The sequence below is a fragment of the Vibrio sp. FE10 genome, from assembly GCF_030297155.1.
In the GTDB taxonomy this organism is placed as follows: domain Bacteria; phylum Pseudomonadota; class Gammaproteobacteria; order Enterobacterales; family Vibrionaceae; genus Vibrio; species Vibrio apostichopi.
Map to the genome: position 1 here is coordinate 124,490 of NZ_AP028067.1, position 25,151 is coordinate 149,640.

Here is a 25,151-nt window from a genome sequence, read left to right on the forward strand (position 1 = left end):
TGTCGTCATGAAAAGGGGCAAGGAAAGTGAACTTTTTAGAGCTCAAAAATAGCGTAGGAAATTCTCCTGTGTTGAGCCGCTTATTAGAGAATGGATTTGTACTTCAGCAGAAACTGAGTCTAGCTACGTGTTGTGTGTTGATTGCAGCTTCTGCATGGATTTTAGGACAGCTTGCATGGTTTATCGAACCTGCCGAGCAAACAGTCGTACCTTGGAAAGCAACCGCTTCATCGTCTTCTGCTCCTCAATCGACTCTTGATATCTCCTCTTTGCAGCAGAGCAACCTTTTTGGTGCCTATAACCCAACCACGGCTCCTGTGGTTGAGCAACAAGTTATCCAAGACGCACCAAAGACACGATTGAATCTGGTTTTAGTGGGTGCGGTTGCCAGCTCTAACCCCAAATTAAGCTTAGCTGTGATTGCGAATCGCGGCACACAAGCAACCTACGGCATTAATGAAGAGATTGAAGGCACGCGAGCTAAGTTAAAAGCGGTATTAGTCGATCGCGTGATTATTGATAACTCAGGTCGAGATGAAACCTTGATGCTTGAAGGCATTGAGTACAAGCGTTTGGCCGTTTCAGAACCTGCGCCACCTCGCGCCTCTTCTTCTGTGCGTGGCAACAACCCCGCTTCTGCAGAAGAGAAGCTTGATGAAATTAAAGCGAAGATAATGAAAGATCCGCAACAAATCTTCCAATATGTTCGACTGTCTCAGGTGAAGCGCGATGATAAAGTGATTGGTTATCGTGTGAGCCCTGGCAAAGATTCAGAACTTTTTAACTCTGTTGGGCTCCAAAACGGAGATATTGCCACTCAGTTAAATGGACAAGACCTGACAGACCCTGCTGCTATGGGCAACATATTCCGTTCCATCTCAGAACTGACAGAGCTAAATCTGGTGGTCGAGAGAGATGGTCAACAACATGAAGTGTTTATTGAATTTTAAAACTTTGCGTCTAACGAAGGACGAAAGTGTAGGAGAAGTACGTGAAGCATTGGTTTAAGAAAAGTGCATGGTTATTGGCAGGAAGCTTAATCTGCACACCCGCAGCCATCGCGAGTGATTTTAGTGCCAGCTTTAAGGGCACTGACATTCAAGAGTTTATTAATATTGTTGGCCGCAACTTAGAGAAGACGATCATCGTTGACCCTTCGGTGCGCGGGAAAATTGATGTTCGTAGTTACGATGTGCTCAATGAAGAGCAATATTACAGCTTCTTCTTAAACGTATTAGAGGTTTACGGCTACGCGGTGGTCGAAATGGACTCGGGTGTTCTTAAGATCATCAAAGCGAAAGATTCTAAAACGTCGGCAATTCCAGTCGTTGGAGACGGTGACACGATCAATGGTGACAATGTTGTCACACGTGTAGTGACCGTTCGCAATGTTTCAGTACGTGAACTTTCTCCTTTGCTTCGCCAGCTGAATGACAATGCAGGTGCGGGTAACGTTGTGCATTACGACCCTGCCAATATCATTCTAATTACTGGCCGCGCAGCCGTTGTAAATCGTTTAGCCGAGATCATCAAGCGTGTTGACCAAGCGGGTGATAAAGAGATCGAAGTCGTTGAGCTAAAGAACGCTTCTGCGGCAGAAATGGTGCGTATTGTCGATGCATTAAGCAAAACCACCGATGCGAAAAACACACCTGCATTTCTACAACCTAAATTGGTTGCCGATGAGCGTACCAATGCGATTCTTATCTCAGGCGATCCTAAGGTACGTAGCCGTTTAAGAAGGCTGATTGAACAGCTTGATGTTGAAATGGCAACTAAGGGCAACAACCAAGTAATTTACCTTAAATACGCCAAAGCAGAAGACTTAGTCGATGTACTGAAAGGCGTATCGGACAACCTGCAATCAGAGAAGCAGACATCAACCAAAGGCAGCTCATCTCAACGCAACCAAGTGATGATCTCAGCACACAGTGATACCAACTCTTTGGTGATCACTGCCCAGCCAGACATCATGAATGCGCTGCAAGATGTGATTGCACAGCTGGATATTCGTCGTGCTCAAGTATTGATTGAAGCCTTGATCGTCGAGATGGCAGAAGGTGACGGCATTAACCTTGGTGTGCAATGGGGTAACCTTGATACTGGTGCTGTGATTCAGTACGGCAACACAGGTGCATCGATTGGTGGTGTCATGGTTGGTTTGGAAGAAGCCAAAGATACTGAAACGACCACCGCGGTATATGACTCTGATGGTAACTTCCAGCGTAATGAGACCACTACCGAAAAGGGTGACTATTCAACTCTAGCTTCTGCGCTTTCTGGCGTTAATGGCGCTGCAATGAGTGTCGTTATGGGCGACTGGACAGCGTTGATCAGTGCGGTAGCAACCGATTCAAACTCTAACATCCTATCTTCTCCGAGTATTACCGTGATGGATAACGGCGAGGCTTCATTCATTGTGGGTGAAGAGGTGCCTGTTCTTACTGGTTCTACAGCAGGTTCAAGTAACGATAATCCATTCCAAACGGTTGAACGTAAAGAAGTGGGTATCAAGCTGAAAGTAGTGCCACAAATCAATGAAGGCGACTCGGTTCAACTGCAAATAGAACAAGAAGTATCGAACGTATTAGGTGCAAACGGGGCAGTAGATGTTCGTTTTGCTAAGCGTCAGCTAAATACGTCAGTGATTGTTCAAGATGGTCAAATGCTGGTGTTGGGTGGTCTGATTGACGAGCGAGCGCTGGAAAGTGAATCTAAGGTCCCATTCTTAGGTGATATCCCTGTACTTGGGCACCTGTTCAAATCAACCAGTACTCAGGTTGAGAAAAAGAACCTAATGGTCTTCATCAAGCCAACGATTATTCGTGATGGTATGACAGCTGATGGTATCACCCAGCGTAAATACAACTTCATCCGTGCTGAGCAGCTGTATAAGTCAGAGCAGGGCCTGAAACTGATGGATGACGATAACATCCCGGTATTACCTAAATTTGGTGCCGACATGAATCACCCGGCTGAGATCCAAGCCTTCATCGATCAAATGGAACAAGAATAATGGCTGAATTGGTAGGGGCGGCAAGTACTTATCAGCGCTTGCCGTTTAGCTTTGCGAATCGCTACAAGATGGTGTTGGAGTATCAACATCCAGAGCGCGCGCCGATACTTTATTATGTTGAGCCACTGAAATCGGCGGCGATCATTGAAGTAAGCCGTGTTGTGAAAAATGGCTTCACGCCACAAGCGATCGGTGCAGACGAATTTGATAAAAAACTGACGGATGCGTACCAGCGCGATTCGTCGGAAGCTCGTCAGCTAATGGAAGACATTGGTGCCGACAACGACGACTTTTTCTCTCTAGCGGAGGAACTGCCTCAAGATGAAGACTTGCTTGAATCGGAAGACGATGCACCAATCATCAAGTTGATCAATGCGATGCTGGGTGAGGCGATCAAAGAGGGTGCTTCGGATATTCATATCGAAACCTTCGAGAAGTCATTGTCTATCCGCTTCCGTATTGATGGCGTATTACGTGATGTTCTTGCACCAAGCCGCAAACTGGCTCCGCTGTTGGTTTCACGTGTCAAGGTTATGGCTAAACTGGATATTGCAGAAAAACGCGTGCCACAAGATGGCCGTATCTCTCTGCGTATCGGTGGTCGAGCGGTTGATGTTCGTGTTTCAACCATGCCTTCTTCGCACGGTGAGCGTGTGGTAATGCGTCTGTTGGACAAAAACGCCACTCGTCTAGACTTGCACAGTTTAGGTATGACAGCAGAAAACCATGAAAACTTCCGTAAGCTGATTCAGCGTCCACACGGTATTATCTTGGTGACCGGCCCGACAGGTTCAGGTAAATCGACGACCTTGTACGCTGGTCTGCAAGAACTCAACAGTAATGAACGAAACATTTTAACCGTTGAAGACCCAATCGAATTCGATATCGATGGCATTGGTCAAACACAAGTGAACCCTAAGGTTGATATGACCTTTGCGCGAGGCTTACGTGCCATTCTTCGTCAAGATCCTGATGTGGTTATGATTGGTGAGATCCGTGACTTGGAAACCGCAGAGATCGCTGTCCAAGCCTCTTTGACAGGTCATTTAGTTATGTCGACTCTGCATACCAATACTGCCGTCGGTGCGATTACACGTCTGCGTGATATGGGCATTGAACCTTTCTTGATCTCTTCTTCACTGCTCGGTGTTTTGGCTCAGCGCCTGGTTCGTACCTTATGTAACGAATGTAAAGAACCTTATGAAGCCGATAAAGAGCAGAAGAAACTGTTTGGGTTGAAGAAGAAAGAAAGCCTGACGCTTTACCATGCCAAAGGTTGTGAAGAGTGTGGCCATAAGGGTTATCGAGGTCGTACCGGTATTCATGAACTATTGATGATTGATGATTCGGTACAAGAGTTGATTCACAGTGAGTCTGGAGAACAGGCGATTGAGAAGGCAATTCGTGGCACAACCCCAAGTATTCGTGATGATGGCTTGAGCAAAGTTCTGAAAGGGGTAACGTCCCTAGAAGAAGTGATGCGTGTGACCAAGGAAGTCTAGTATGGCGGCATTTGAATACAAAGCGTTGGATGCCAAAGGCAAGAGTAAAAAAGGCTCTATTGAAGCCGATAATGCTCGTCAGGCTCGCCAAAGAATAAAAGAGCTTGGCTTGATGCCAGTTGAGATGACCGAGGCTAAAGCAAAAACAGCGAAAGGTGCTCAGCCATCGACCAGCTTTAAACGCGGCATTAGTACACCTGACTTGGCTTTGATTACGCGTCAGATATCAACGCTAGTCCAATCTGGAATGCCGCTAGAAGAGTGTTTGAAAGCGGTAGCGGAGCAATCTGAAAAGCCACGTATTCGAACCATGTTGTTGGCGGTTCGCTCTAAGGTGACGGAAGGTTATTCGTTAGCGGACAGTCTGTCTGATTTTCCTCATATCTTCGATGAGCTGTTTAGAGCCATGGTCGCAGCTGGTGAGAAATCTGGCCACTTAGATGCGGTATTGGAACGACTGGCTGACTACGCTGAGAATCGTCAGAAAATGCGCTCTAAGCTGCTGCAAGCGATGATCTACCCAATCGTGCTGGTGGTGTTTGCGGTGACGATAGTCTCTTTCTTGCTCGCCACTGTCGTGCCTAAGATCGTTGAGCCGATTATTCAGATGGGCCAAGAACTTCCTCAATCGACACAATTTTTATTAGCATCGAGTGAATTTATTCAGAATTGGGGTATCCAATTACTGTTGTTGACCCTGGGTGTGATTGTTGTTGTGAAGACCGCGCTGAAAAAACCGGGCGTTCGTATGAGTTGGGATCGCAAACTATTGAGTATCCCGCTGATCGGCAAGATAGCGAAAGGGATCAATACCTCTCGTTTTGCACGCACACTCTCTATCTGTACATCGAGTGCGATTCCAATCCTTGAAGGGATGAAGGTCGCGGTTGATGTTATGTCGAATCATCATGTGAAACAGCAAGTGTTACAAGCTTCAGATAGTGTTAGAGAAGGGGCAAGCCTGCGTAAAGCGTTGGATCAAACCAAACTTTTTCCACCGATGATGCTGCATATGATCGCCAGTGGTGAGCAGAGTGGTCAGTTGGAACAGATGCTGACAAGAGCGGCAGACAACCAAGACCAAAGCTTTGAGTCGACGGTTAATATCGCCCTAGGTATCTTTACCCCAGCCCTTATCGCGTTGATGGCAGGCTTAGTGCTGTTTATCGTGATGGCGACGCTGATGCCAATGCTTGAAATGAACAATTTAATGAGTGGTTAACGTACTGCTCATCAGACGTTAGTTTTTGGATTATCGAGAAGAAGGACATCATTTCCCTTAACTCGCTATCTGCAATTTGGAGAAAATAATGAAAAATAAAATGAAAAAACAGTCAGGCTTTACCCTATTAGAAGTCATGGTTGTTGTCGTTATCCTTGGTGTTTTAGCAAGCTTTGTTGTACCTAACCTTTTGGGCAACAAAGAGAAAGCAGATCAACAAAAAGCCATTACTGATATCGTGGCGTTAGAAAACGCGTTAGACATGTATAAGTTGGATAACAGCGTTTACCCAACAACGGATCAAGGCCTTGATGGATTGGTAACAAAGCCAAGCAGCCCAGAGCCTCGTAACTACCGTGACGGTGGCTACATTAAGCGTCTGCCTAACGACCCATGGGGCAATGAGTACCAATACCTAAGCCCAGGTGATAACGGTACTATCGATATCTTTACGCTTGGTGCTGATGGCCAAGAAGGTGGTGAAGGTATCGCTGCGGATATCGGTAACTGGAACATGCAAGATTTCCAATAAGCTTCGGTTTATTGTCGCTTGATAAGTTCCTGTTGGTTGAACAGTTCGTGTTAGTTGATACGTTATTGATGGTTGGACGTAAACAGATGGAGTCTACAAGGTGAAAACTAAGCAAACACAGCCAGGTTTCACCTTGATTGAGATTCTTTTGGTGTTGGTACTACTGTCAGTAACGGCGGTCGCGGTGATCTCGACCATCCCTACCAATAGCAAAGATGTTGCTAAAAAATACGCTCAAAGCTTTTATCAGCGAATTCAGCTACTCAATGAAGAGGCTATTTTGAGTGGCTTAGATTTTGGTGTTCGTGTTGATGAAAAGAAATCGACCTACGTTTTGATGACTTTGAAGTCTGATGGTTGGCAAGAAACTGAGTTCGAAAAGATCCCTTCTTCAACTGAATTACCAGAAGACCTCGCACTGACGCTAACACTCGGTGGTGGTGCGTGGGAAGACGACGATCGCCTTTTTAATCCGGGAAGCTTATTTGATGAAGATATGTTTGCGGATCTTGAAGAGGAAAAGAAGCCAAAGCCACCACAGATCTACATCTTGTCGAGTGCTGAAACGACACCGTTTACGCTTTCTTTCTACCCAAATACCGGTGATACCGTGCAAGATGGCTGGCGTATTCGAGTGTTAGATAATGGTGTGATTCGATTGCTAGAGCCGGGAGAAGAAGATGAAGAGGAATAACCGTTCTCCTTATCGTTCTCGAGGAATGACTCTGCTTGAAGTATTGGTTGCGCTCGCTATCTTCGCTACGGCGGCGATCAGTGTGATTCGTGCTGTCACCCAGCACATTAATACACTCAGCTATCTAGAAGAAAAAACCTTCGCAGCAATGGTCGTTGATAATCAAATGGCCTTAGTGATGCTGCATCCTGAGAAGCTTAAAAAAGCACAGGGCACGCAAGAGTTAGCGGGAAGAGAATGGTTCTGGAAGGTGACTCCCATCGATACCAGCGATAATTTATTAAAGGCGTTTGATGTGAGTGCGGCAACCAGCAAGAAAGCGTCTCCAGTCGTTACGGTGCGCAGTTATGTGGTTAATTAAGAGAATGTGGTCAACTAAGAGCATGTTGTTAATTAAGAACAGCTCGTTAACTAAAAGCATGTCGGCAAATAAGCGTACGCCGCGTAAACAAGGTCTATCTTCAAAAGGGAGAGGCTTTACCCTAATTGAAGTCTTGGTCTCGATTGCTATCTTTGCCACGCTAAGCATGGCGGCTTATCAGGTGGTTAATCAGGTACAGCGAAGCAACGAGCTCTCAATCGAGCGCAGTGCCCGTTTGAATCAACTGCAACGTAGTTTGGTTATTTTAGATAATGATTTTCGCCAGATGGCGGTGCGAAAATTTCGTACCAATGGTGAAGAAGCATCATCTAAGCTGATCTTAATGAAAGAGTATTTACTGGATTCCGACAGCGTTGGGATCATGTTTACTCGCCTAGGTTGGCACAACCCACAACAGCAGTTTCCTCGCGGTGAAGTCACGAAAGTTGGCTACCGCATCAAAGAAGAAACACTTGAGCGTGTATGGTGGCGTTACCCAGATACGCCTGCAGGCCAAGAAGGTGTGATTACCCCTTTGCTTGATGATGTCGAAAGCTTTGAAATTGAGTTTTATGACGGGAGTCGCTGGGGTAAAGAGTGGCAAACCGATAAGTCCCTGCCGAAAGCGGTGAGGCTCAAGCTGACACTGAAAGACTATGGTGAGATAGAGCGTGTTTATCTCACTCCAGGTGGCACCCTAGAGCAGGCCGATGATGCTTCAAGTAATGACTCTTCAGGCAGTAGTGAGGGGAATAATGACTCATCGAACTAACAAGCGTATAGCAACAAGGTCAGCCTTGGGACGCAAACAGCGTGGTGTCGCACTGATCATTATTTTGATGCTATTGGCGATCATGGCCACCATTGCTGGCAGCATGTCTGAACGTTTATTTACCCAATTCAAGCGGGTTGGTAATCAATTGAATTACCAACAGGCCTACTGGTATAGCATTGGTGTGGAAGCGCTTGTACAAGACGGCATTAGGCAAAGCTACAAAGACAGTGATACCGTGAACCTAAGCCAACCATGGGCGTTAGAGGAGCAGGTGTACCCATTGGATTATGGGCAAGTCTCAGGTCGAATCGTTGACGCTCAGGCGTGTTTTAATCTCAATGCCTTGGCTGGCGTAACAACGACTTCAAGTAACCAGACACCTTATTTAATCACGGTTTGGCAAACCTTATTGGAAAACCAAGACGTTGAGCCTTATCAAGCTGAGGTTATCGCAAATTCCAGCTGGGAGTTTGTTGATAGTGATACCCGCACTACCTCTTCGTCTGGCGTAGAAGACAGCACCTATGAAGCGATGAAGCCATCTTATCTGGCGGCGAATGGCTTAATGGCGGATGAATCCGAGTTACGAGCGGTTTATCAGGTCACTGGTGAGGTGATGAATAAGGTTCGCCCATTTGTTTGTGCGCTACCCACTGATGATTTCCGATTGAATGTGAATACACTGACGGAAAAACAAGCCCCTTTATTGGAAGCGATGTTTGCTCCAGGCTTGAGTGAATCGGATGCCAAACAGCTGATAGACAAGCGCCCATTCGATGGTTGGGATACGGTCGACGCATTTATGGCTGAACCTGCTATTGTTGGCGTGAGTGCCGAAGTCAGCAAAAAAGCGAAAGCATATTTAACTGTAGATAGCGCCTATTTTGAGCTAGATGCAGAGGTATTAGTTGAGCAGTCACGTGTACGAATACGGACGCTTTTCTATAGTAGTAATCGAGAAACAGTGACGGTAGTACGCCGTCGTTTTGGAGGAATCAGTGAGCGAGTTTCTGACCGTTCGACTGAGTAGCGAACCACAAAGCCCTGTGCCGTGGTTAGTTTGGTCGACAAGCCAACAAGAAGTGATAGCAAGTGGCGAACTGTCTAGCTGGGAACAGCTCGATGAGCTAACGCCTTACGCTGAAAAGCGCAGCTGTATCGCTTTATTGCCGGGAAATGAATGCTTAATTAAGCGTGTTGAGATCCCGAAAGGTGCTGCTCGCCAGTTCGACTCTATGCTGCCGTTTTTGTTAGAAGACGAAGTGGCACAAGATATCGAAGACTTACATCTGACCATTTTAGATAAAGACGCGAGTCACGCTACCGTGTGTGGTGTCGATCGTGAATGGCTAAAACAGGCTTTAGAGCAGTTTCGTGAAGCCAATATTGTCTTCCGTAAGGTGCTGCCAGATACACTCGCTGTACCTTTTGAAGAACAAGGTATCAGTGCGTTGCAGATAAACCAGCATTGGCTACTGCGCCAAGGAAACTATCAAGCGGTATCGATCGGCGAAGCATGGTTACCGATGTTCCTGCAAAGTGACTGGGTTGTCGCTGGTGAGGAAGATCAAGCGACGACAATTTTCAGCTACACCGCGATGCCGAGCGACGACGTTCAGCAGCAAAGTGGTGTGGAGTGGCAGGCTAAGCCTGCGGAATTGGTGATGTCTTTATTGAGTCAGCAAGCGATCATAAGCAGCGTAAATTTACTGACTGGCACCTTTAAAACCAAATCTTCATTCAGTAAATATTGGCGTGTTTGGCAGAAAGTGGCGATTGCTGCTTGTTTGCTGGTGGCCGTGATTGTGACTCAACAAGTGTTGAAGGTTCAGCAGTATGAAGCGCAAGCCGAAGCTTACAGAGCTGAGAGTGAACGTATTTTTAGAGCTGTGCTGCCAGGTAAACAACGAATTCCGACAGTAAGCTACCTTAAGCGTCAGATGAATGATGAAGCTAAGAAATACGGTGGCTCAGGCGAGGGTGACTCCTTACTCGGATGGCTAGCGCTATTGCCAGAAACCTTAGGCCAAGTGAAATCGATCGAAGTTGAAAGCATTCGTTATGATGGCAACCGTTCTGAGGTTCGACTTCAGGCTAAAAGCTCTGACTTCCAACACTTTGAGACCGCAAGGGTGAAACTCGAAGAGAAGTTTGTCGTTGAGCAAGGGCCATTGAACCGTAATGGCGATGCCGTATTTGGCAGCTTTACTCTTAAACCCCATCAATAACCTGCGTAAGGAGATCAGTGATGAGAAATATGATTGAACCACTCCAAGCGTGGTGGACTTCAATAAGTCAAAGAGAGCAACGATTAGTCGTTGGTTGCTCAGTTTTATTGGTGTTGGGTGTCGTTTATTGGGGGGTATTACAGCCACTCAGTCTGCGAGCTGAACTGGCACAAAGCCGCATTCAAAGTGAGAAGCAACTTCTGACTTGGGTAACGGACAAGGCCAATCAAGTGGTTGAACTACGAGGCAACGGTGGCATCAGTGCCAGTCAGCCTTTAAACCAATCTGTACCTGCCTCTATGCGCCGTTTTAATATCGAGCTGATACGCGTGCAACCACGTGGTGAGATGCTGCAAGTGTGGATTAAGCCTGTGCCCTTTAGTAAGTTCGTTGACTGGCTGACATACCTGAAAGAAAAGCAGGGTGTTGAGGTTGAGTTTATGGATATTGATCGTTCTGATAGCCCCGGGGTTATTGAGATCAACCGACTACAGTTTAAACGAGGTTAATGTGAAACGCGGTTTATCTTTCAAATATGGCCTGTTATTCAGCGTCATTTTTATCGTTTTCTTCTCGGTAAGTTTGTTGCTGCACTTGCCCGCTGCTTTTGCTCTCAAGCATGCGCCCGCTGTGCGTGGTTTAAGTATTGAAGGCGTTGAGGGCACCGTTTGGCAAGGTCGCGCTAACAATATTGCTTGGCAGCGTGTCAATTACGGCTCAGTGCAGTGGGACTTCCAGTTCTCTAAACTATTCCAAGCTAAAGCTGAGCTCGCGGTTCGCTTTGGTCGTAACAGCGATATGAACTTATCCGGTAAAGGGCGTGTCGGGTACAGCATGAGCGGTGCTTACGCGGAAAACTTAGTGGCATCCATGCCAGCAAGAAACGTGATGAAATATGCGCCGGCTATCCCAGTCCCCGTTTCTATTGCAGGGCAAGTTGAACTGACGATCAAACACGCAGTTCATGCTCAGCCTTGGTGCCAATCGGGTGAAGGTACGCTTGCTTGGTCTGGTGCCGCAGTCGACTCGCCAGTGGGTTCATTAGACCTTGGCCCTGTGATTGCGGATATTACCTGTGAAGACAACACCGTTGCAGCTAAAGGCACTCAGAAGAGTGAGCAAGTGGACAGTGAGTTTTCAGCGAGTGTAACGCCAAATCAAAGCTACACCTCGGCGGCATGGTTTAAGCCGGGTGCGGAATTCCCGTCAGCGATGCAGAGCCAGCTTAAGTGGTTGGGCAATCCCGACAGCCAGGGTAAATATCAGTTTACCTACCAAGGTCGTTTTTAACCCGATCGACTTCTGAGCTAGCATTCGCTGGTTATCAAATTACGAGGTATAAAAAATGGGCACCTCAATGAGGTGCCCATTTTGTTTGAATACTTAACTACTTAACTGCTTAACTACTTAACTACTTAACTACTTAACTACTTAACTACTTAACTACTTAACTACTTAACGGCATGACCGCGACCAAAGCCGTCGAGTTTAGTCTTTACCTTGTAAGATTTCTGCCCAAGGTAGGTCTGCATCACCAAGCACAATGAAGTTTGGATTCTCTAGAGTATCCCTTTCATTGTAAGAGAGCGGCTCTAATTGAGTGCTTAGGATTCGGCCTCCGGCTTCTTCAACAATGCACTGGGTTGCCGCTGTATCCCACTCTCCGGTTGGCCCAATACGTAGATAACAATCCACAGCACCTTCTGCGACTAAACATGCCTTAAGTGCTGCTGAACCTAGAGGAACTAAGTCGTAATTCCAAGCAGAGCTCATGCGGTTAGTGATGCGATTGATGTCTTGGCGACGACTTATCGCCATCGCGATGGATTGGTTTGGCAGTTCGTGGCGGTGTGTCTTAATCTTCACACTGTCATTAAGGTCTGGGATCTTCCAAGCACCTTTGCCACTGTAAGCGTAATAGCTCACACCTGAAACAGGCGCGTACACGACGCCCATAACTGGTTTGTTATGCTCAATTAGGGCGATAATTGTCGCGAAATCACCACTTCTTGCGATGAATTCCTGCGTACCATCGAGTGGATCAACCAACCAGTAGCGATCCCATTGAGAGCGTTGCTCTAGGCTGATGTCGGCATCTTCTTCGGATAATACGGGAATATCAGGCGTTAGCTCACTGAGTTTTTTTAATATCAGCTTATGCGCAGCAAGATCAGCACTGGTTACCGGAGTGTCATCACTCTTGGTGAACTCTTCGTAATCCTTTTTCTCATAGATCTCTAAGATGAGCTGTCCAGCCGATCGAGCAATCTCAATGACTGGAGGGAGGAGGTGAGACAAATCTTTTGTTATTGGCATAAATATTCTCTTACTCTTCGAGCGAGCCTGAATGTTCTAATTATTGTTTAATACACGAAGGGCTAATAGTAGGGCTGTAATGCTGCGAGCCTCACAGAAGTCGAGATGCGTTAACAGTTCTTCGGCTTGAGCAAGTGGCCAGCGGACAATGTCTAGTGGTTCTGGCTCATCACCTTCTAGCTTCTCTGGGTAGAGTTCTTCTGCGATAAACAGCGTCATTTTGCTAGAGAAATAAGAGGGTGCGAGAATCACTTCTTTTAAAGGCGTGAGTTTATTAGCGCCAAAGCCAATTTCTTCTTTTAGTTCACGAACCGCGGCTTCATTTGGCTGTTCGCCGGGATCAATCAGTCCTTTTGGGAAGCCGAGTTCATAGCGTTCAGTACCCGCTGCGTATTCACGCACCAGCAGAATATCGCCCTGCTCAGTAATCGGAACTATCATTACTGCGTTGCGGCCGCTAGGCTTCATGCGTTCGTAGGTACGCTCTACACCGTTGGAAAAGCGTAAATCGAGAGACTCGATAGAGAATAGTTTTGATTGAGCGACAGTTTGTTGAGCCAAAATTTCTGGCTTGGTCCTTTTTGTCATTGCGCTCGCTCCTTAGCTCATTGGAATTCTTTCTTATAAAGTCATTCTAATATAGGGGAAATAGAGTTGAGTTCCTAGATCCTAGTTTTCATATCCTGAAATTATTGAATCAGGAACCGATTGCGATCACTTGAATACCTTACTCTAAATGGTAACGCACCTGTCATTATTGCCATTGAACGGGAAATAGACGGTTCGGAAGTACTCTTGTTGTTTTAAACACAAAAAAAGGTTGATGCTTGCGCATCAACCTTTTCATTGAATCTTTAACTTTCTACTGCCTAAGACTGATATGAATACCTAGTCGTAAAGTGATTAGTAGTAAGAATGCTCACCGCGATCATGCTCAGTTGCATCACGAACGGCAGTCAATTCACCTTCGAATTGTTGAAGAAGTTCTTTCTCGATGCCTTCTTTAAGCGTTACATCAACCATAGAACAACCGTTACAACCGCCGCCGAATGCAACGATAGCCGCACCTTCTTCAGTGATCTCTACTAGGCTAACGTGACCGCCGTGGCCAGCAAGCTGTGGGTTTACTTGTGTTTGGATTGCATACTCAACACGCTCTATCAACGTTGCGTCGTCTGATACTTTACGCATCTTCGCGTTTGGTGCTTTAAGTGTAAGTTGAGAGCCCATTTTGTCTGTAACGAAGTCAATTTCAGCTTCATCTAAGAATGGTAGGCTTAGCTCATCGACATATGCAGAGAAAGCTTCAAAAGAAAGCTTTGTGTCAGACGCTTCGATAGCATCTGTTGGGCAGTAAGAAACACCACACTCAGCGTTTTGCGTACCTGGGTTTACCACGAACACACGAATGTTTGTACCTTCAGGCTGCTGTGACAGCAGATTGGCAAAATGAGTTTGAGCGGTTTCTGTAATAGTAATATTTGACACGACGAATACCTGAGTAGATTTGTAGGTTATTAGCGCCATTCTACTCCTGTCAGATTTGTAATTCAGCCCTTTTTTGTTGGATTGCTGTACAAGTAGCGATTCTCACTATTTATCCAGAGGGCTCAGGAGTGCGGCAGATACAGTAAATATCAATCCTTTTCACGCCCACTTCAAGTAGTAATTGGCATAATTGATACACTGTACTGCCTGTGGTTACAACATCATCAATTATTGCAATGTGAGGATAATCAGTCGCTTCAAAGTCGCGATGAAGAAACGTGAAAGCACCATTCAGGTTACTCAACCTTATAGACTTGGTTAACCCTTGTTGAGAAAGCGTGGCGCGATTTCGCCGAAACAATACATCACTTTTCACCCCTAATTCTTGAGCGGTATAGTTTGCCAATAACTGGCTTTGGTTAAAGCTGCGTTGAATGTATCGAGTCCAATGTAAAGGGACACTGGTAATCAGCGGGGCTGGATGGTCAATGCGTGAGGCTAGTAACTTAGACAGATCGCGAGCAAACCAAAACTTATCGGAATACTTCATCTGCTGAATATAGCGCGCGGTTGGGAAGGTGTAATCGCCCACGCAATAGAGACGATGCCATGGCGGAGGTTGAGATAGGCACTGACCACATTGTTCGACGGTAGTGAGGGTTTTTAAGCCACACCGCTGGCAGCGCGGTACTGGCTCGAAGAGATTAAGACAATCATGACACCATCGCGGATGAGCATCATGGGGGGATTTATCCAATTTACATAGGTGACATTGAGGTATGACCAGCCGTGGTGTGTGTTTTTGTAGCCAATCAGATAACATAGCTCGCAGTGCTTTTGGGTTATGGTGTTCTTTTTACTCACCATACTGAAACGTACCCTTGATGGTGGATGAAATAAGTAGGGAATATTGAGAATGAGTGACGCGTTATATTGGCATGTTTCAGGACAAGGACCCGATTTGGTACTGGTCCACGGCTGGGGAATGAACGGTGCGGTATGGCAACAAACCGTGAATGCGCTAGAAGCTGATTTTCGAGTACATGTGGTGGATTTACCGGGGTATGGACATAGCGCGCATTGCCACGCTCAAGATCTCGAAGAGATTGCTCAACAACTGATTGTCGACGCTCCTAAGCAAGCGATTTGGGTGGGTTGGTCGCTGGGTGGGTTGGTCGCAACACACATGGCTCTCCATCACTCAGACTACGTGAGCAAACTGGTGACTGTCGCCAGCTCCCCTAAATTCGCCGCCGCAAAAGAACCCGTATTATGGCGAGGCATTCAGTCAAACGTATTAACCGCATTCACCGAGCAACTGGTTGAAGATTTTCAGACCACCATCGAACGCTTTATGGCGCTGCAGGCCATGGGCAGCCCTTCTGCAAGGCAAGATGTTAAACAACTCAAGCAAGCCGTGCTTTCACGTCCGTTGCCAAATCCTGACTCTTTATTGGCTGGCTTAAAGATGCTGTCTGATGTCGACCTACGTGAACAATTACCTCAGATTTCAGTACCGATGCTGCGCTTGTATGGTCGACTGGATGGTTTAGTGCCAATAAAAGTCGCCAAGGATTTGGGCGCCGCACTGCCTCATACCGAGCAATACATCTTTACTCAGTCCTCGCATGCGCCATTTATGACTGAAGCGGATGCCTTCTACAGTGAACTGATCAGCTTTGCGCAAAAATAATCGCTAAATTTATAGCTGGCTTGGTCGATATATAATCTAACCAAAGCGTTGCATGATACTCAGACCTCACTCTCTCCTGAGCTGATTGCGGTAAGTTTTGGGCTATGCCTGTTGTGTAACTCAGCACAGCAGTGTTATGGCAATAGTGATGGGCGATTCTTGAGGAGAGTTCGCGATGATTGTGTCACCTGCAACTGCAGTAAGTGTGCCACTGATCGCCCCATCCGTTAATGTGCAAACAGAGCAAGTTGCGCGTGATAATAGAGTTCGAGAGCCTGTCGCTCCCGCAGTAGCATTGGCCAAAACCAATGCAGAACGAAAGGTAAAACCGGACGATAAACGAAGGCAGCAGTCGGCTTGGGATCCTTCAGACCATCCTGGTTATGAAATGGATAATGAGTCAGAAGCCAATTCGATTAGCCATGAAGAGCCTCAAGATCCTTTTGATAGGTTATTCAGCTTGTTGGCACTGAAGACATACAGTGCTGACCAAGGAAAAGGCTATACCATGCGTTTCCGCCTGCCAAAGCATGTTTTAGATGCGGCGATCCAGGAGGGACAGATGGAGAAACGACGTAAGGTCATAAAATACCATTATGGTCATGCTGTTGCGCCTCATGCTCCATCAGAAATGCTGATTGTGTTGTAATTATACTCTTCATACTTGAAGCCGCAGCGTTGTTAACTGCGTAAGTTCACCCTAATTACATAGAACCCCTATGCTCATAGGGATGAACTTACTTGTTGCCTAGCTGCAACCCCAATTATTTCGAGTATAAAATACGTAGAATACAGCTCAGCTTCGATGTCTTTTTTGAACACATAATAAAAACCTGCATACCCTAAGGGATGCAGGTTTTTTGTTTTAGGCGAATCAGTTTGCCAGATGCGCTAACGGATTATTTCTTCGCTTTAGCAAAGGCAGCTGCGAAAGCACCGCCCATCGCAGCGTTTTGTTGCGGCTCCTCACGACGGCGTTGTCCGCCTTGTGAGTTTTGATTCGGTCGGCTTTGCGTACGAGGCGTACTTGAACGTTGAGCTCGGTTATCTTGCCCAGGTTCATCTTTCATGCGCATGCTTAGTGCAATACGTTTACGCTGAACATCCACTTCCATCACCTTCACTTTCACGATATCACCGGCTTTCACCACTTCACGTGGGTCAGCGACAAAGCGATCGGTCAGTGCTGAAATGTGTACCAAGCCGTCTTGGTGAACACCAATATCAACGAACGCACCAAAGTTAGCCACGTTCGACACCACACCTTCTAAGATCATGCCGGGTTCTAAGTCAGACATACTATTTACGCCATCGGCGAACGTTGCTGTCTTGAACTCAGGACGAGGATCTCGACCCGGTTTATCCAGTTCTTTGATGATGTCGGTTATTGTCGGTACACCAAAATTCTCATTAGTGTAATCAACCGCATGTAAACCACGTAAGAAGTCTGTGTTACCTACCAGAGACTTGATGTCTTTCTGGTTTTTCTCGGCGATGGTTTTCACCAATGGGTAAGCTTCTGGGTGAACCGATGATGCATCTAGAGGGTTTTTACCATCCATGATACGCAGGAAGCCCGCACACTGTTCAAAGGCTTTTGGCCCCAAACGTGCGACTTTTTTCAAGGTAGTACGTGCTTCAAAGCGACCGTTTTCATCACGGAAGTCGACGATGTTTTGAGCGATGGTGCTAGAAAGGCCTGCGACACGGGTCAGAAGCGCGGCAGATGCGGTATTCACATCAACACCAACGGCGTTTACACAATCTTCGACAATCGCATCTAGGCGCTTAGCGAGCATTGTCTGGCTAACGTCGTGTTGGTATTGGCCCACACCGATCGATTTAGGGTCAATCTTCACAAGTTCTGCCAGTGGATCTTGTAGACGACGCGCGATAGATACCGCACCACGAATCGATACATCCATGTTCGGGAATTCTTTCGCCGCTAACTCAGAAGCAGAATAAACCGAGGCGCCCGCTTCACTAACAATGATTTTCTGTGCTGTAAGGTTGCCGCGCTTAATCACATCAGCAACAAAGCTGTCTGTTTCGCGTGAAGCGGTACCATTACCAATCGCAATCAAATCAACATTGAACTGGCGAACCATCTGCTCAACAACGTGCGCAGACTTGTCGTATTGCTTTTGAGGTGGGTGAGGGTAAATGGTCTCTGTTGCCAGAACCTTACCGGTTGAATCCACCACGGCGATTTTCGAACCAGTACGTAAACCCGGATCCAAGCCCAAGGTTGCACGAGGACCAGCAGGTGCCGCCATCAACAAGTCTTTAAGGTTAGTTGCGAACACTTCAATCGCTTCGATTTCACCGCGTTCTTTCATCGCGCCCATAAGCTCAGTTTCCATGTGCATGGAAACCTTGATACGCCATGCCCAGCTAATCACTTGCTTACGCCATGCGTCTGCAGGTGCGCTGCTCAGGGTTATACCGTAGTGATCAGAGATGATGTTTTCGCAGTACGAACCACGGACACCTTCTTCTTGTTCAGGGTCAGCATTCATCGCCAACGTTAGGAAGCCTTCATTACGGCCACGTAGCATGGCAAGCGCACGGTGAGAAGGTACTTTATTGAGTGTTTCGTTGTGTTCGAAATAGTCTTTGAACTTCTCGCCAGCTTGCTCTTTGCCTGCCACGACACGTGAAACGAGCTCAGAGTTACGTGTTAGATGTTGGCGAATCTTTTCAAGTAGGTTTGCGTCTTCTGCAATACGCTCCATCACGATCGCACGTGCACCATCCAGTGCCGCTTTAGTATCAGCAATGCCTTTATCGCTGCTGATGAAGTTAGCGGCTTCGGTTTCAGGATCGTGCTGTGGTTCATTCCAAAGTGTATCGGCAAGTGGCTCTAAGCCTGCTTCGATTGCGATTTGACCTTTAGTACGACGCTTTGGTTTGTATGGCAGGTATAAATCTTCAAGGCGCGTCTTGCTTTCGGCTTGAGTGATGTCACGCTCCAGTTCTGGCGTGAGCTTGCCTTGGTCTTGAATCGACTTCAGGATCGTTTGGCGACGATCGTCGAGCTCGCGAAGGTATGAAAGGCGACTATCAAGGTTACGTAGTTGGGTATCGTCTAAGCCACCCGTGACTTCTTTACGGTAGCGGGCAATAAAGGGAACGGTGTTACCGTCGTCAATTAGGTTTACTGCGGCGGTGACTTGCTCTGAACGAACATTCAGTTCTTCAGCAATCAGTCGACAGATAGCTTGGCTCATCCGATGAATCTCTTATTTAATATCATGACAAATACATGGGGGTGAGCGTACGCTTTTTCTAGCTTTGGCTGTGTAATTATCCTGTCAGAAGTCGAATTTCCGTTTGTGATACCCACTTTGTGCGAGATCTCTCACACGTGGTGTGCGACTAAGTCACTTTAAATCGATGTGATCGTCTTAAAATATACGTAAGTTATTGATTTTATTTGGTTGTGTGTTTGTGGGCGTATTTCTTACCTGAAATGTTTTTTGGGACTGTCTAGGAAACTTGTCCAAATGCCGTAATATTTAACTTGTCGACAGGGAGTTGGCAGGAACAGGAAAAAGCCTAATGGACTAGGTATCTTCAGGATGAAGATTTGATTGCTTAGGATGAGTGGTCAGCAAGGAAGTTATAATCTCTGGATGAGATTCGCCAGTCAGGATGACAGGCTAGAATGGACACCGCTAGGATGGCGATGAACAAAAAGGAAATTGGTTAAAGGATTTAGCCACTATCAAGGAAAGATGCAGGGAGCACCTTATCTCGAAGAGATAAACAGTAGCCGGATTGCTGCGATAGAGACTTAACCCCGTCAGGCGAAAGCCTAGCGGGGTTTTCTTTTATCTGGCGTTTGTGATTTTGCCTGCTCGTTTTGTGATGACCGGTTTAATCACGCTAAGCAATGCGCTATATGCAATAAGAAATAAGCCCTAAGCGTTGTCTGCGTAGCTAATTGAATTAATGAACCACTCTTTATCACCTTCCGGTGTGGTTACCGTAAACTCATCATCCACTTCTTTCTTGAGCAGAGCTCTTGCCATTGGTGAGTCGATAGAGATATACCCTTTAGCATCGCCGTAGATCTCTTCAGGTCCTACAATGCGAAACTTCTTAATTTCCCCATCATCATTCTCAATCTCGACCCAAGCACCGAAAAATACCTTACCTTCTTGTTGCGGCGAGTAATCCACGATAGTGACATCAGGCAGGAACTTGCGTAGAAAACGCACTCGGCGATCAATCTGACGAAGTAAACGCTTATTGAACGTGTAATCTGCGTTTTCTGAACGATCTCCAAGGCTTGCAGCCCAAGTGACTATCTTAGTAATTTCAGGACGTTTCTCGTGCCATAAGTGGTCATGTTCTGCTTTGAGCTTGTTATAACCTTCTCGGGTGATAAGTTTGGTTTTCATAAATCTGACTTAATGAAATGATGATCTAAGATAGAATATATAGAAAGGCAACATACGTTAACAATTATTTAGGCGACTTTTTCTCCAATAATGTTACATTTTTAATGTCTTATACCAATATACAATGTACCAAGAATGCTTAACCTTAGGTTTGAGCTTTAATAGGTGGAACCATTACATGCAAGAAAACTACAAAATTTTAGTGGTCGATGACGATGCTCGTTTACGTGCATTGCTAGAACGCTATCTGTCAGAGCAAGGCTTTCAAGTGCGTAGCGTGGCAAACAGTGAGCAGATGGACCGCCTGTTAACCCGTGAAAATTTTCACTTGATGGTATTGGATTTAATGTTACCGGGCGAAGACGGTCTGTCGATCTGTCGTCGTCTAAGAAACGCAAACAACTCGCTACCAATCCTAATGCTTACAGCAAAGGGTGACGAAGTGGATCGCATTGTGGGTTTGGAAGTAGGTGCTGATGATTACCTGCCAAAACCGTTTAACCCGCGTGAACTGCTTGCTCGTATCAAAGCGGTAATGCGTCGCCAAGTGATTGAAGCACCGGGCGCGCCAAGCACAGAAGAGTCTGTGGTTGAGTTTGGTGAGTTCCGCCTGAACCTAGGTACGCGTGAAATGTTCCGCGGTGAAGAGCCAATGCCTCTTACCTCGGGTGAATTTGCGGTTCTGAAGTCACTGGTCACTAACGCGCGTGAGCCAATGTCTCGCGATAAGCTGATGAACATGGCTCGTGGCCGTGAATACTCAGCGATGGAACGTTCTATCGATGTTCAGATTTCTCGTCTGCGTCGTCTTGTTGAAGAAGATCCAAGTAAACCTCGCTACATCCAAACGGTGTGGGGCTTGGGTTACGTATTCGTTCCAGATGGCAAAGCTGTGTAATCTAGCTTTATAAGCTCAAAAGCGGCTTTATCGATTCTGTGAATCAGAATTCTTTATTTACGGGTCATCTCATTCATATGTGATGGCCCGTTTTCTATTCAGCACAAGGGTTTAGAGTTATAGTTTCACTATGTCTCTGTTTCTTCATCCCTCATTTTAGGTCTCCTATGCGCATACGTAGCTCCTTTACTCAGTCGATAGTGCTCTTCTTAACCTTACTAGTTGCTAGCCAAGTTTTTTCTTATTACGCCGTGTTCAACTATGCCTTGATGCCGAGTTTGCAGCAGTTCAATAAGATTCTGGCTCACGAGTTAAACCTAGTATTGGATCAAGGCAGCGATATCGAAATCGATGCGCCACTGCGCCAGCGTGTGCTTGAGCAACTCGGGGTGACCGTTCACGCCAAAGACAGCGAAGCATCGGGTGAGTATTACCATGCGATGGCGATTGACCTAATGAGTGAGGAAATGACCAAAGAGTTAGGTTCTGAAACGGAAGTTCGGCTGATTCTAGGCAAAGAGAGCTATGTACTGTGGATGGACATCGATCAGCTGCCTAATTCACTGATTCGCATTCCTCTGTCTGAATTACAAGAGGAAGACTTCGCGCCTCTATTCCGTAACAGCCTGATCATGGCGTTGTTGATTGTTGCTGGTGGTTGGTTGTTTATCCGATTACAAAACCGTCCGTTGATTGCGCTAGAGAAAGCGGCGCAAGGAGTAGGGCGTGGCGACATTCCACCGCCACTTCCAGTACAAGGTGCACAAGAGATTCGCTCGGTAACCCGAGCCTTTAATCAGATGTCGAAAGGCATTCAAGAACTTGAAGAAGATAGAGCCTTGCTGATGGCGGGTATCAGTCACGACCTACGTACGCCACTGACTCGTATTCGCTTGGCGACCGAGATGATGTCGCCAGAAGACAGCTATTTAGCGGAAGGAATCATCAGTGATACCGAAGAGTGTAACGAGATCATCAGTCAGTTTATGGACTACCTAAAGCCCGTTGATCGAGATTCATTCCAAGCGGTATTTGTCGATGATATTGCCCGTGAAGTATCCAGTTCAGAGGGTGGCTACGAGATACAGATTGAGACCGACATTCCGGAAGCAATGAAACCCGCATTAGGTAACCCAATTGCGATGAAGCGTGCCGTGAGTAACTTGGTGGTGAATGCCCTGCGTTACGGCAATGGTTGGGTTAAGGTCTCTACGGGGATGACGGCCGACAATAAACTGGCTTGGGTAACCGTTGAAGATAATGGCCCAGGGATCCCGCAGGACCAAGTAGGTAAGTTGTTTGAACCGTTCACGCGTGGTGATACCGCTCGTGGCAGTGAAGGTACTGGCTTAGGTTTAGCGATCGTTAAACGTATTGTCAGCCAACACCAAGGTGCAGTGGTGGTTAATAACCGCAGTGAAGGTGGCTTAAAAGCGCAGATCAGTTTCCCTGTGAAGCCCTAGGTTTGAGTTAACGATCTGAGTTGGTTAGGGGCTGGTGATAGATCCCCGACTCGGTCATTCTTCCCTCTCGGGGATGACGAATTGCTAACCATGGACTTTGATGATGACAGTTTACTTTGATCGTCATTCCCTATCGTGAGGAACGAGCGAATAGGGAATCTCGCTCTTGCTTGATGAAAGTAACGCACATTAAAAAGGCTTCCTTGAGGGAAGCCTTTTTACGTTTTGGATGACGGTCACTTTGCTCATTAAGCCTTAGAGTAAACATCGCGTTCACCCAACCAACGGTTGATGATCGCCTTGGCATTGTCTGGGTAGCTATCGTGAATATGACGAGCAATACGCTGGACTTCAGGAATTAAACGTTGGTCACGAACTAAGTCGGCAATCTTGAAATCAGCCAAGCCAGTTTGTTTGGTACCAAGCAGTTCACCAGGACCACGAATCTCTAAATCACGCTGAGCAATAACAAAGCCATCGTTACTTTCACGAAGTACCCCTAAGCGCTTCTGAGCGGTTTTAGACAGTGGAGAGTGATACAACAATACACAATGGCTTGCGACTGAACCACGGCCAACACGGCCACGTAGTTGGTGCAGTTGTGCTAGGCCTAGGCGTTCTGGGTTCTCGATGATCATTAAGCTCGAATTTGGTACATCCACACCGACTTCAATTACGGTTGTCGCAACCAAAAGGTGCAGTTTGTTGTCTTTGAATTCTTGCATCACGGCTTGTTTCTCAGCAGGCTTCATTCGGCCATGAACCAAACCGATTTTCACCTCAGGCAGTGTGCGTTGCAGCTCTTCTGCTGTGTCGGCAGCGGCTTGAGCTTCTAATACTTCCGATTCATCAATCAGCGTACATACCCAATAAGCTTGTTTACCTTCATTGAGACACGCATTACGCACGCGTTCAACAATGTCATCACGTTTGGTATCAGGAATCGCGACGGTTTGAATTGGGGTTCGTCCCGGCGGCAGCTCATCAATAATCGAGGTTTCAAGATCGGCATAGGCTGTCATGGCGAGCGTTCGTGGAATCGGTGTTGCGGTCATCACCAGTTGATGAGGGTAATAACCTTGCTTCGCGCCTTTCTCACGCAGCTCTAGTCGCTGGTGGACGCCAAATCGGTGCTGCTCATCAATGATCACTAAACCAAGATTTTTGAATTCGACATGCTCCTGAAATAGGGCATGAGTTCCCACCACCATTTTTGCTTCACCGCTAGCAATTCGTGCCAGTTCGGTTTCGCGAGCTTTGCCTTTGAGTTTACCTGCTAGCCACCCAACTTGAATGCCCATAGCTTCAAACCAGTTGGCAAAGTTAATTGCGTGCTGCTCTGCCAGTAGTTCGGTTGGTGCCATTAAGGCGACTTGCTGACCGTGTTCGAGTGCGCGAACCGCCGCCAGTGCAGCAACCAAGGTTTTACCTGAGCCCACATCACCTTGCACTAAACGCATCATAGGGTGCGGCTTTTCAAGGTCAGCCTCGATCTCTTTGGTTACTCGTGCTTGTGCGTTGGTTGGCGAGAACGGCAGCTGAGCCAATAGCTTGTCTTTGAGGGTGTTTACCGGAGGAAAAGGCATTGCCTTGTCTTGCTGCCCTTTACTACGGACTGACAACATCGATAAGTTTTGAGCCAGTAGCTCTTCCATAATCAGACGCAGTTGAGCGGGGTGTTTACCTTCATCAAACTGCTCTAGGTCAATGCCCGGAGGTGGTCTATGAATGATATGCAAAGCTTGTGCGAGGGTGATTTGGTGGTCGTATAAACCTGATGGTAAAAGCTCATTAACCGCGGCCTTGTCGATTAACTCTAGAGCTTGATCGGTAAGGTTACGCAGCGTGACTTGTCTTAACCCTTCGGTGGTTGGATACACTGGAGTCAGATTGGCTTCAACATCTGGCTGTTGCCTAGGCGCAAAGAATTTGTAGTCAGGGTGGACGATCTCAAGCCCCATATTACCGCGCTTGATCTCACCATAGGCATGGACTTGTTTGCCTTCGGCAAAGTTATTCTTCATACCTGCGGTGAAGTTGAAAAATCGTAGGGTAATGGTGCCATTCCCATCACTGATTTTTACCGCCAACATCTTACGTTTTCCGAAAATGGTATCGACATGCATTACCTTGCCTTGCACCGCAGCCCAAAGGCCTGCGTGCAGTTTTACGATTGGGTAGATACGAGTTCGATCTTCATAGCGTAGTGGCAGGTGAAACAGCAGGTCTTGTACGTTGTTAAGCCCAACCTTTTCCAGTTTCTCTGCGACTTTTGCGCCGACTCCAGACAAAGAGTTGAGAGGGATAGCAGATAAAAGCTGTGACATAACAAGGCTCATAAACGTAAGAGAGATAATCTATTCAAGCATTTTACTGGATTTTTGTACAGGGTAAAGCTTAGAAGCAGATACGGGATGAGAGTGAACGAGATTCGAAGAGATTAAGAGCGGATACGGGATGCGGGTAAACGAGATACGAAGAGATTAGGAGCAGGTTCGGGATGCGGGTAAACGAGATACGAAAAGATTAAGGGCAGATGAGGGATACGGGTAAATGA

At 46.7% G+C, this 25,151-nt stretch carries 23 protein-coding genes; 16 read left to right on the forward strand and 7 right to left on the reverse strand.

Annotated features, from left to right (window positions below; translation table 11 throughout):
* The first annotated feature begins 26 nt into the window (after window positions 1–26).
* The 12 genes from gspC to QUF19_RS00605 all read left to right on the forward strand — a co-directional run bounded on the left by gspC (window position 27) and on the right by QUF19_RS00605 (window position 11,620).
* The gene (gene gspC / locus QUF19_RS00550) at window positions 27–950 is read left to right on the forward strand and encodes a type II secretion system protein GspC (RefSeq protein ID WP_286295336.1); all 924 of its coding nucleotides are present in this window, start codon (window positions 27–29) and stop codon (window positions 948–950) included.
* 41 nt (window positions 951–991) lie between these two features.
* On the forward strand, window positions 992–3,016 hold the full coding sequence (gspD, locus tag QUF19_RS00555; RefSeq protein ID WP_286295337.1) for a type II secretion system secretin GspD: 2,025 nt from the start codon (window positions 992–994) through the stop codon (window positions 3,014–3,016).
* Window positions 3,016–4,518, forward strand: a complete 1,503-nt coding sequence (gspE, locus tag QUF19_RS00560; RefSeq protein WP_286295338.1) for a type II secretion system ATPase GspE — start codon at window positions 3,016–3,018, stop codon at window positions 4,516–4,518. The genes gspD and gspE overlap by 1 nt, the downstream gene beginning before the upstream one ends.
* Window position 4,519: 1 nt before the next feature.
* Window positions 4,520–5,740: a type II secretion system inner membrane protein GspF gene (gspF, locus tag QUF19_RS00565; protein WP_061023680.1), complete on the forward strand. Its 1,221-nt coding sequence runs from the start codon at window positions 4,520–4,522 to the stop codon at window positions 5,738–5,740.
* Window positions 5,741–5,828: 88 nt separating this feature from the next.
* Window positions 5,829–6,272, forward strand: coding sequence for a type II secretion system major pseudopilin GspG (gspG, locus tag QUF19_RS00570; RefSeq protein ID WP_004735601.1), 444 nt, complete (start codon window positions 5,829–5,831; stop codon window positions 6,270–6,272).
* Window positions 6,273–6,372: 100 nt separating this feature from the next.
* Window positions 6,373–6,966, forward strand: coding sequence for a type II secretion system minor pseudopilin GspH (gspH, locus tag QUF19_RS00575; RefSeq protein ID WP_102343936.1), 594 nt, complete (start codon window positions 6,373–6,375; stop codon window positions 6,964–6,966).
* Window positions 6,953–7,327, forward strand: coding sequence for a type II secretion system minor pseudopilin GspI (gspI, locus tag QUF19_RS00580; protein WP_065106060.1), 375 nt, complete (start codon window positions 6,953–6,955; stop codon window positions 7,325–7,327). Before gspH ends, gspI begins: the two co-directional genes overlap by 14 nt.
* Before the next feature lie 4 nt (window positions 7,328–7,331).
* A complete protein-coding gene (gene gspJ / locus QUF19_RS00585) occupies window positions 7,332–8,099 on the forward strand; it encodes a type II secretion system minor pseudopilin GspJ (protein WP_286298793.1) in 768 nt (255 codons plus the stop codon).
* Window positions 8,083–9,132, forward strand: coding sequence for a type II secretion system minor pseudopilin GspK (gene gspK / locus QUF19_RS00590; protein ID WP_286295340.1), 1,050 nt, complete (start codon window positions 8,083–8,085; stop codon window positions 9,130–9,132). Before gspJ ends, gspK begins: the two co-directional genes overlap by 17 nt.
* Window positions 9,101–10,330 (forward strand): type II secretion system protein GspL, encoded by a 1,230-nt coding sequence (gspL, locus tag QUF19_RS00595; RefSeq protein ID WP_286295341.1) that lies wholly within the window; start codon window positions 9,101–9,103, stop codon window positions 10,328–10,330. Before gspK ends, gspL begins: the two co-directional genes overlap by 32 nt.
* A 20-nt stretch (window positions 10,331–10,350) precedes the next feature.
* Complete coding sequence (locus QUF19_RS00600; protein WP_286295342.1) at window positions 10,351–10,839, forward strand: type II secretion system protein M; 489 nt, start codon at window positions 10,351–10,353, stop codon at window positions 10,837–10,839.
* Window position 10,840: 1 nt separating this feature from the next.
* Window positions 10,841–11,620 (forward strand): type II secretion system protein N, encoded by a 780-nt coding sequence (locus tag QUF19_RS00605; RefSeq protein WP_286295343.1) that lies wholly within the window; start codon window positions 10,841–10,843, stop codon window positions 11,618–11,620.
* A 198-nt stretch (window positions 11,621–11,818) separates the two neighbouring features.
* Here QUF19_RS00605 and cysQ read toward each other — a convergent pair whose 3' ends face one another.
* The 4 genes from cysQ to QUF19_RS00625 all read right to left on the reverse strand — a co-directional run bounded on the left by cysQ (window position 11,819) and on the right by QUF19_RS00625 (window position 14,957).
* Entirely contained in the window at window positions 11,819–12,646 is an 828-nt protein-coding gene (gene cysQ, locus QUF19_RS00610; protein ID WP_102437898.1) for a 3'(2'),5'-bisphosphate nucleotidase CysQ, read from the reverse strand.
* A 36-nt stretch (window positions 12,647–12,682) separates the two neighbouring features.
* Complete coding sequence (gene nudE / locus QUF19_RS00615) at window positions 12,683–13,234, reverse strand: ADP compounds hydrolase NudE (RefSeq protein ID WP_286295345.1); 552 nt, start codon at window positions 13,232–13,234, stop codon at window positions 12,683–12,685.
* Between the two features lie 315 nt (window positions 13,235–13,549).
* The gene (gene nfuA, locus QUF19_RS00620; RefSeq protein ID WP_009848013.1) at window positions 13,550–14,134 is read right to left on the reverse strand and encodes a Fe-S biogenesis protein NfuA; all 585 of its coding nucleotides are present in this window, start codon (window positions 14,132–14,134) and stop codon (window positions 13,550–13,552) included.
* 109 nt (window positions 14,135–14,243) lie between these two features.
* On the reverse strand, window positions 14,244–14,957 hold the full coding sequence (locus QUF19_RS00625; protein ID WP_353505919.1) for a ComF family protein: 714 nt from the start codon (window positions 14,955–14,957) through the stop codon (window positions 14,244–14,246).
* Window positions 14,958–15,050: 93 nt separating this feature from the next.
* Here QUF19_RS00625 and bioH point away from each other — a divergent pair, with 93 nt between their 5' ends.
* Complete coding sequence (bioH, locus tag QUF19_RS00630; RefSeq protein ID WP_286295347.1) at window positions 15,051–15,827, forward strand: pimeloyl-ACP methyl ester esterase BioH; 777 nt, start codon at window positions 15,051–15,053, stop codon at window positions 15,825–15,827.
* Between the two features lie 175 nt (window positions 15,828–16,002).
* Window positions 16,003–16,476: a hypothetical protein gene (locus QUF19_RS00635; protein ID WP_017107878.1), complete on the forward strand. Its 474-nt coding sequence runs from the start codon at window positions 16,003–16,005 to the stop codon at window positions 16,474–16,476.
* A gap of 250 nt (window positions 16,477–16,726) precedes the next feature.
* On the opposite strand, the gene QUF19_RS00640 is transcribed toward QUF19_RS00635, so the two are convergent.
* Window positions 16,727–19,057, reverse strand: coding sequence for a Tex family protein (locus QUF19_RS00640; protein WP_286295348.1), 2,331 nt, complete (start codon window positions 19,055–19,057; stop codon window positions 16,727–16,729).
* 693 nt (window positions 19,058–19,750) lie between these two features.
* Complete coding sequence (greB, locus tag QUF19_RS00645) at window positions 19,751–20,233, reverse strand: transcription elongation factor GreB (RefSeq protein ID WP_019826456.1); 483 nt, start codon at window positions 20,231–20,233, stop codon at window positions 19,751–19,753.
* A gap of 178 nt (window positions 20,234–20,411) precedes the next feature.
* On the opposite strand from greB, the gene ompR reads away from it, so the two are divergent.
* Window positions 20,412–21,131: an osmolarity response regulator transcription factor OmpR gene (ompR, locus tag QUF19_RS00650; protein WP_009848007.1), complete on the forward strand. Its 720-nt coding sequence runs from the start codon at window positions 20,412–20,414 to the stop codon at window positions 21,129–21,131.
* A 167-nt stretch (window positions 21,132–21,298) separates the two neighbouring features.
* Window positions 21,299–22,594, forward strand: a complete 1,296-nt coding sequence (gene envZ / locus QUF19_RS00655; protein ID WP_286295349.1) for a two-component system sensor histidine kinase EnvZ — start codon at window positions 21,299–21,301, stop codon at window positions 22,592–22,594.
* 248 nt (window positions 22,595–22,842) lie between these two features.
* On the opposite strand, the gene recG is transcribed toward envZ, so the two are convergent.
* The gene (gene recG / locus QUF19_RS00660) at window positions 22,843–24,921 is read right to left on the reverse strand and encodes an ATP-dependent DNA helicase RecG (RefSeq protein WP_286295350.1); all 2,079 of its coding nucleotides are present in this window, start codon (window positions 24,919–24,921) and stop codon (window positions 22,843–22,845) included.
* Between the last annotated feature and the right edge of the window lie 230 nt (window positions 24,922–25,151).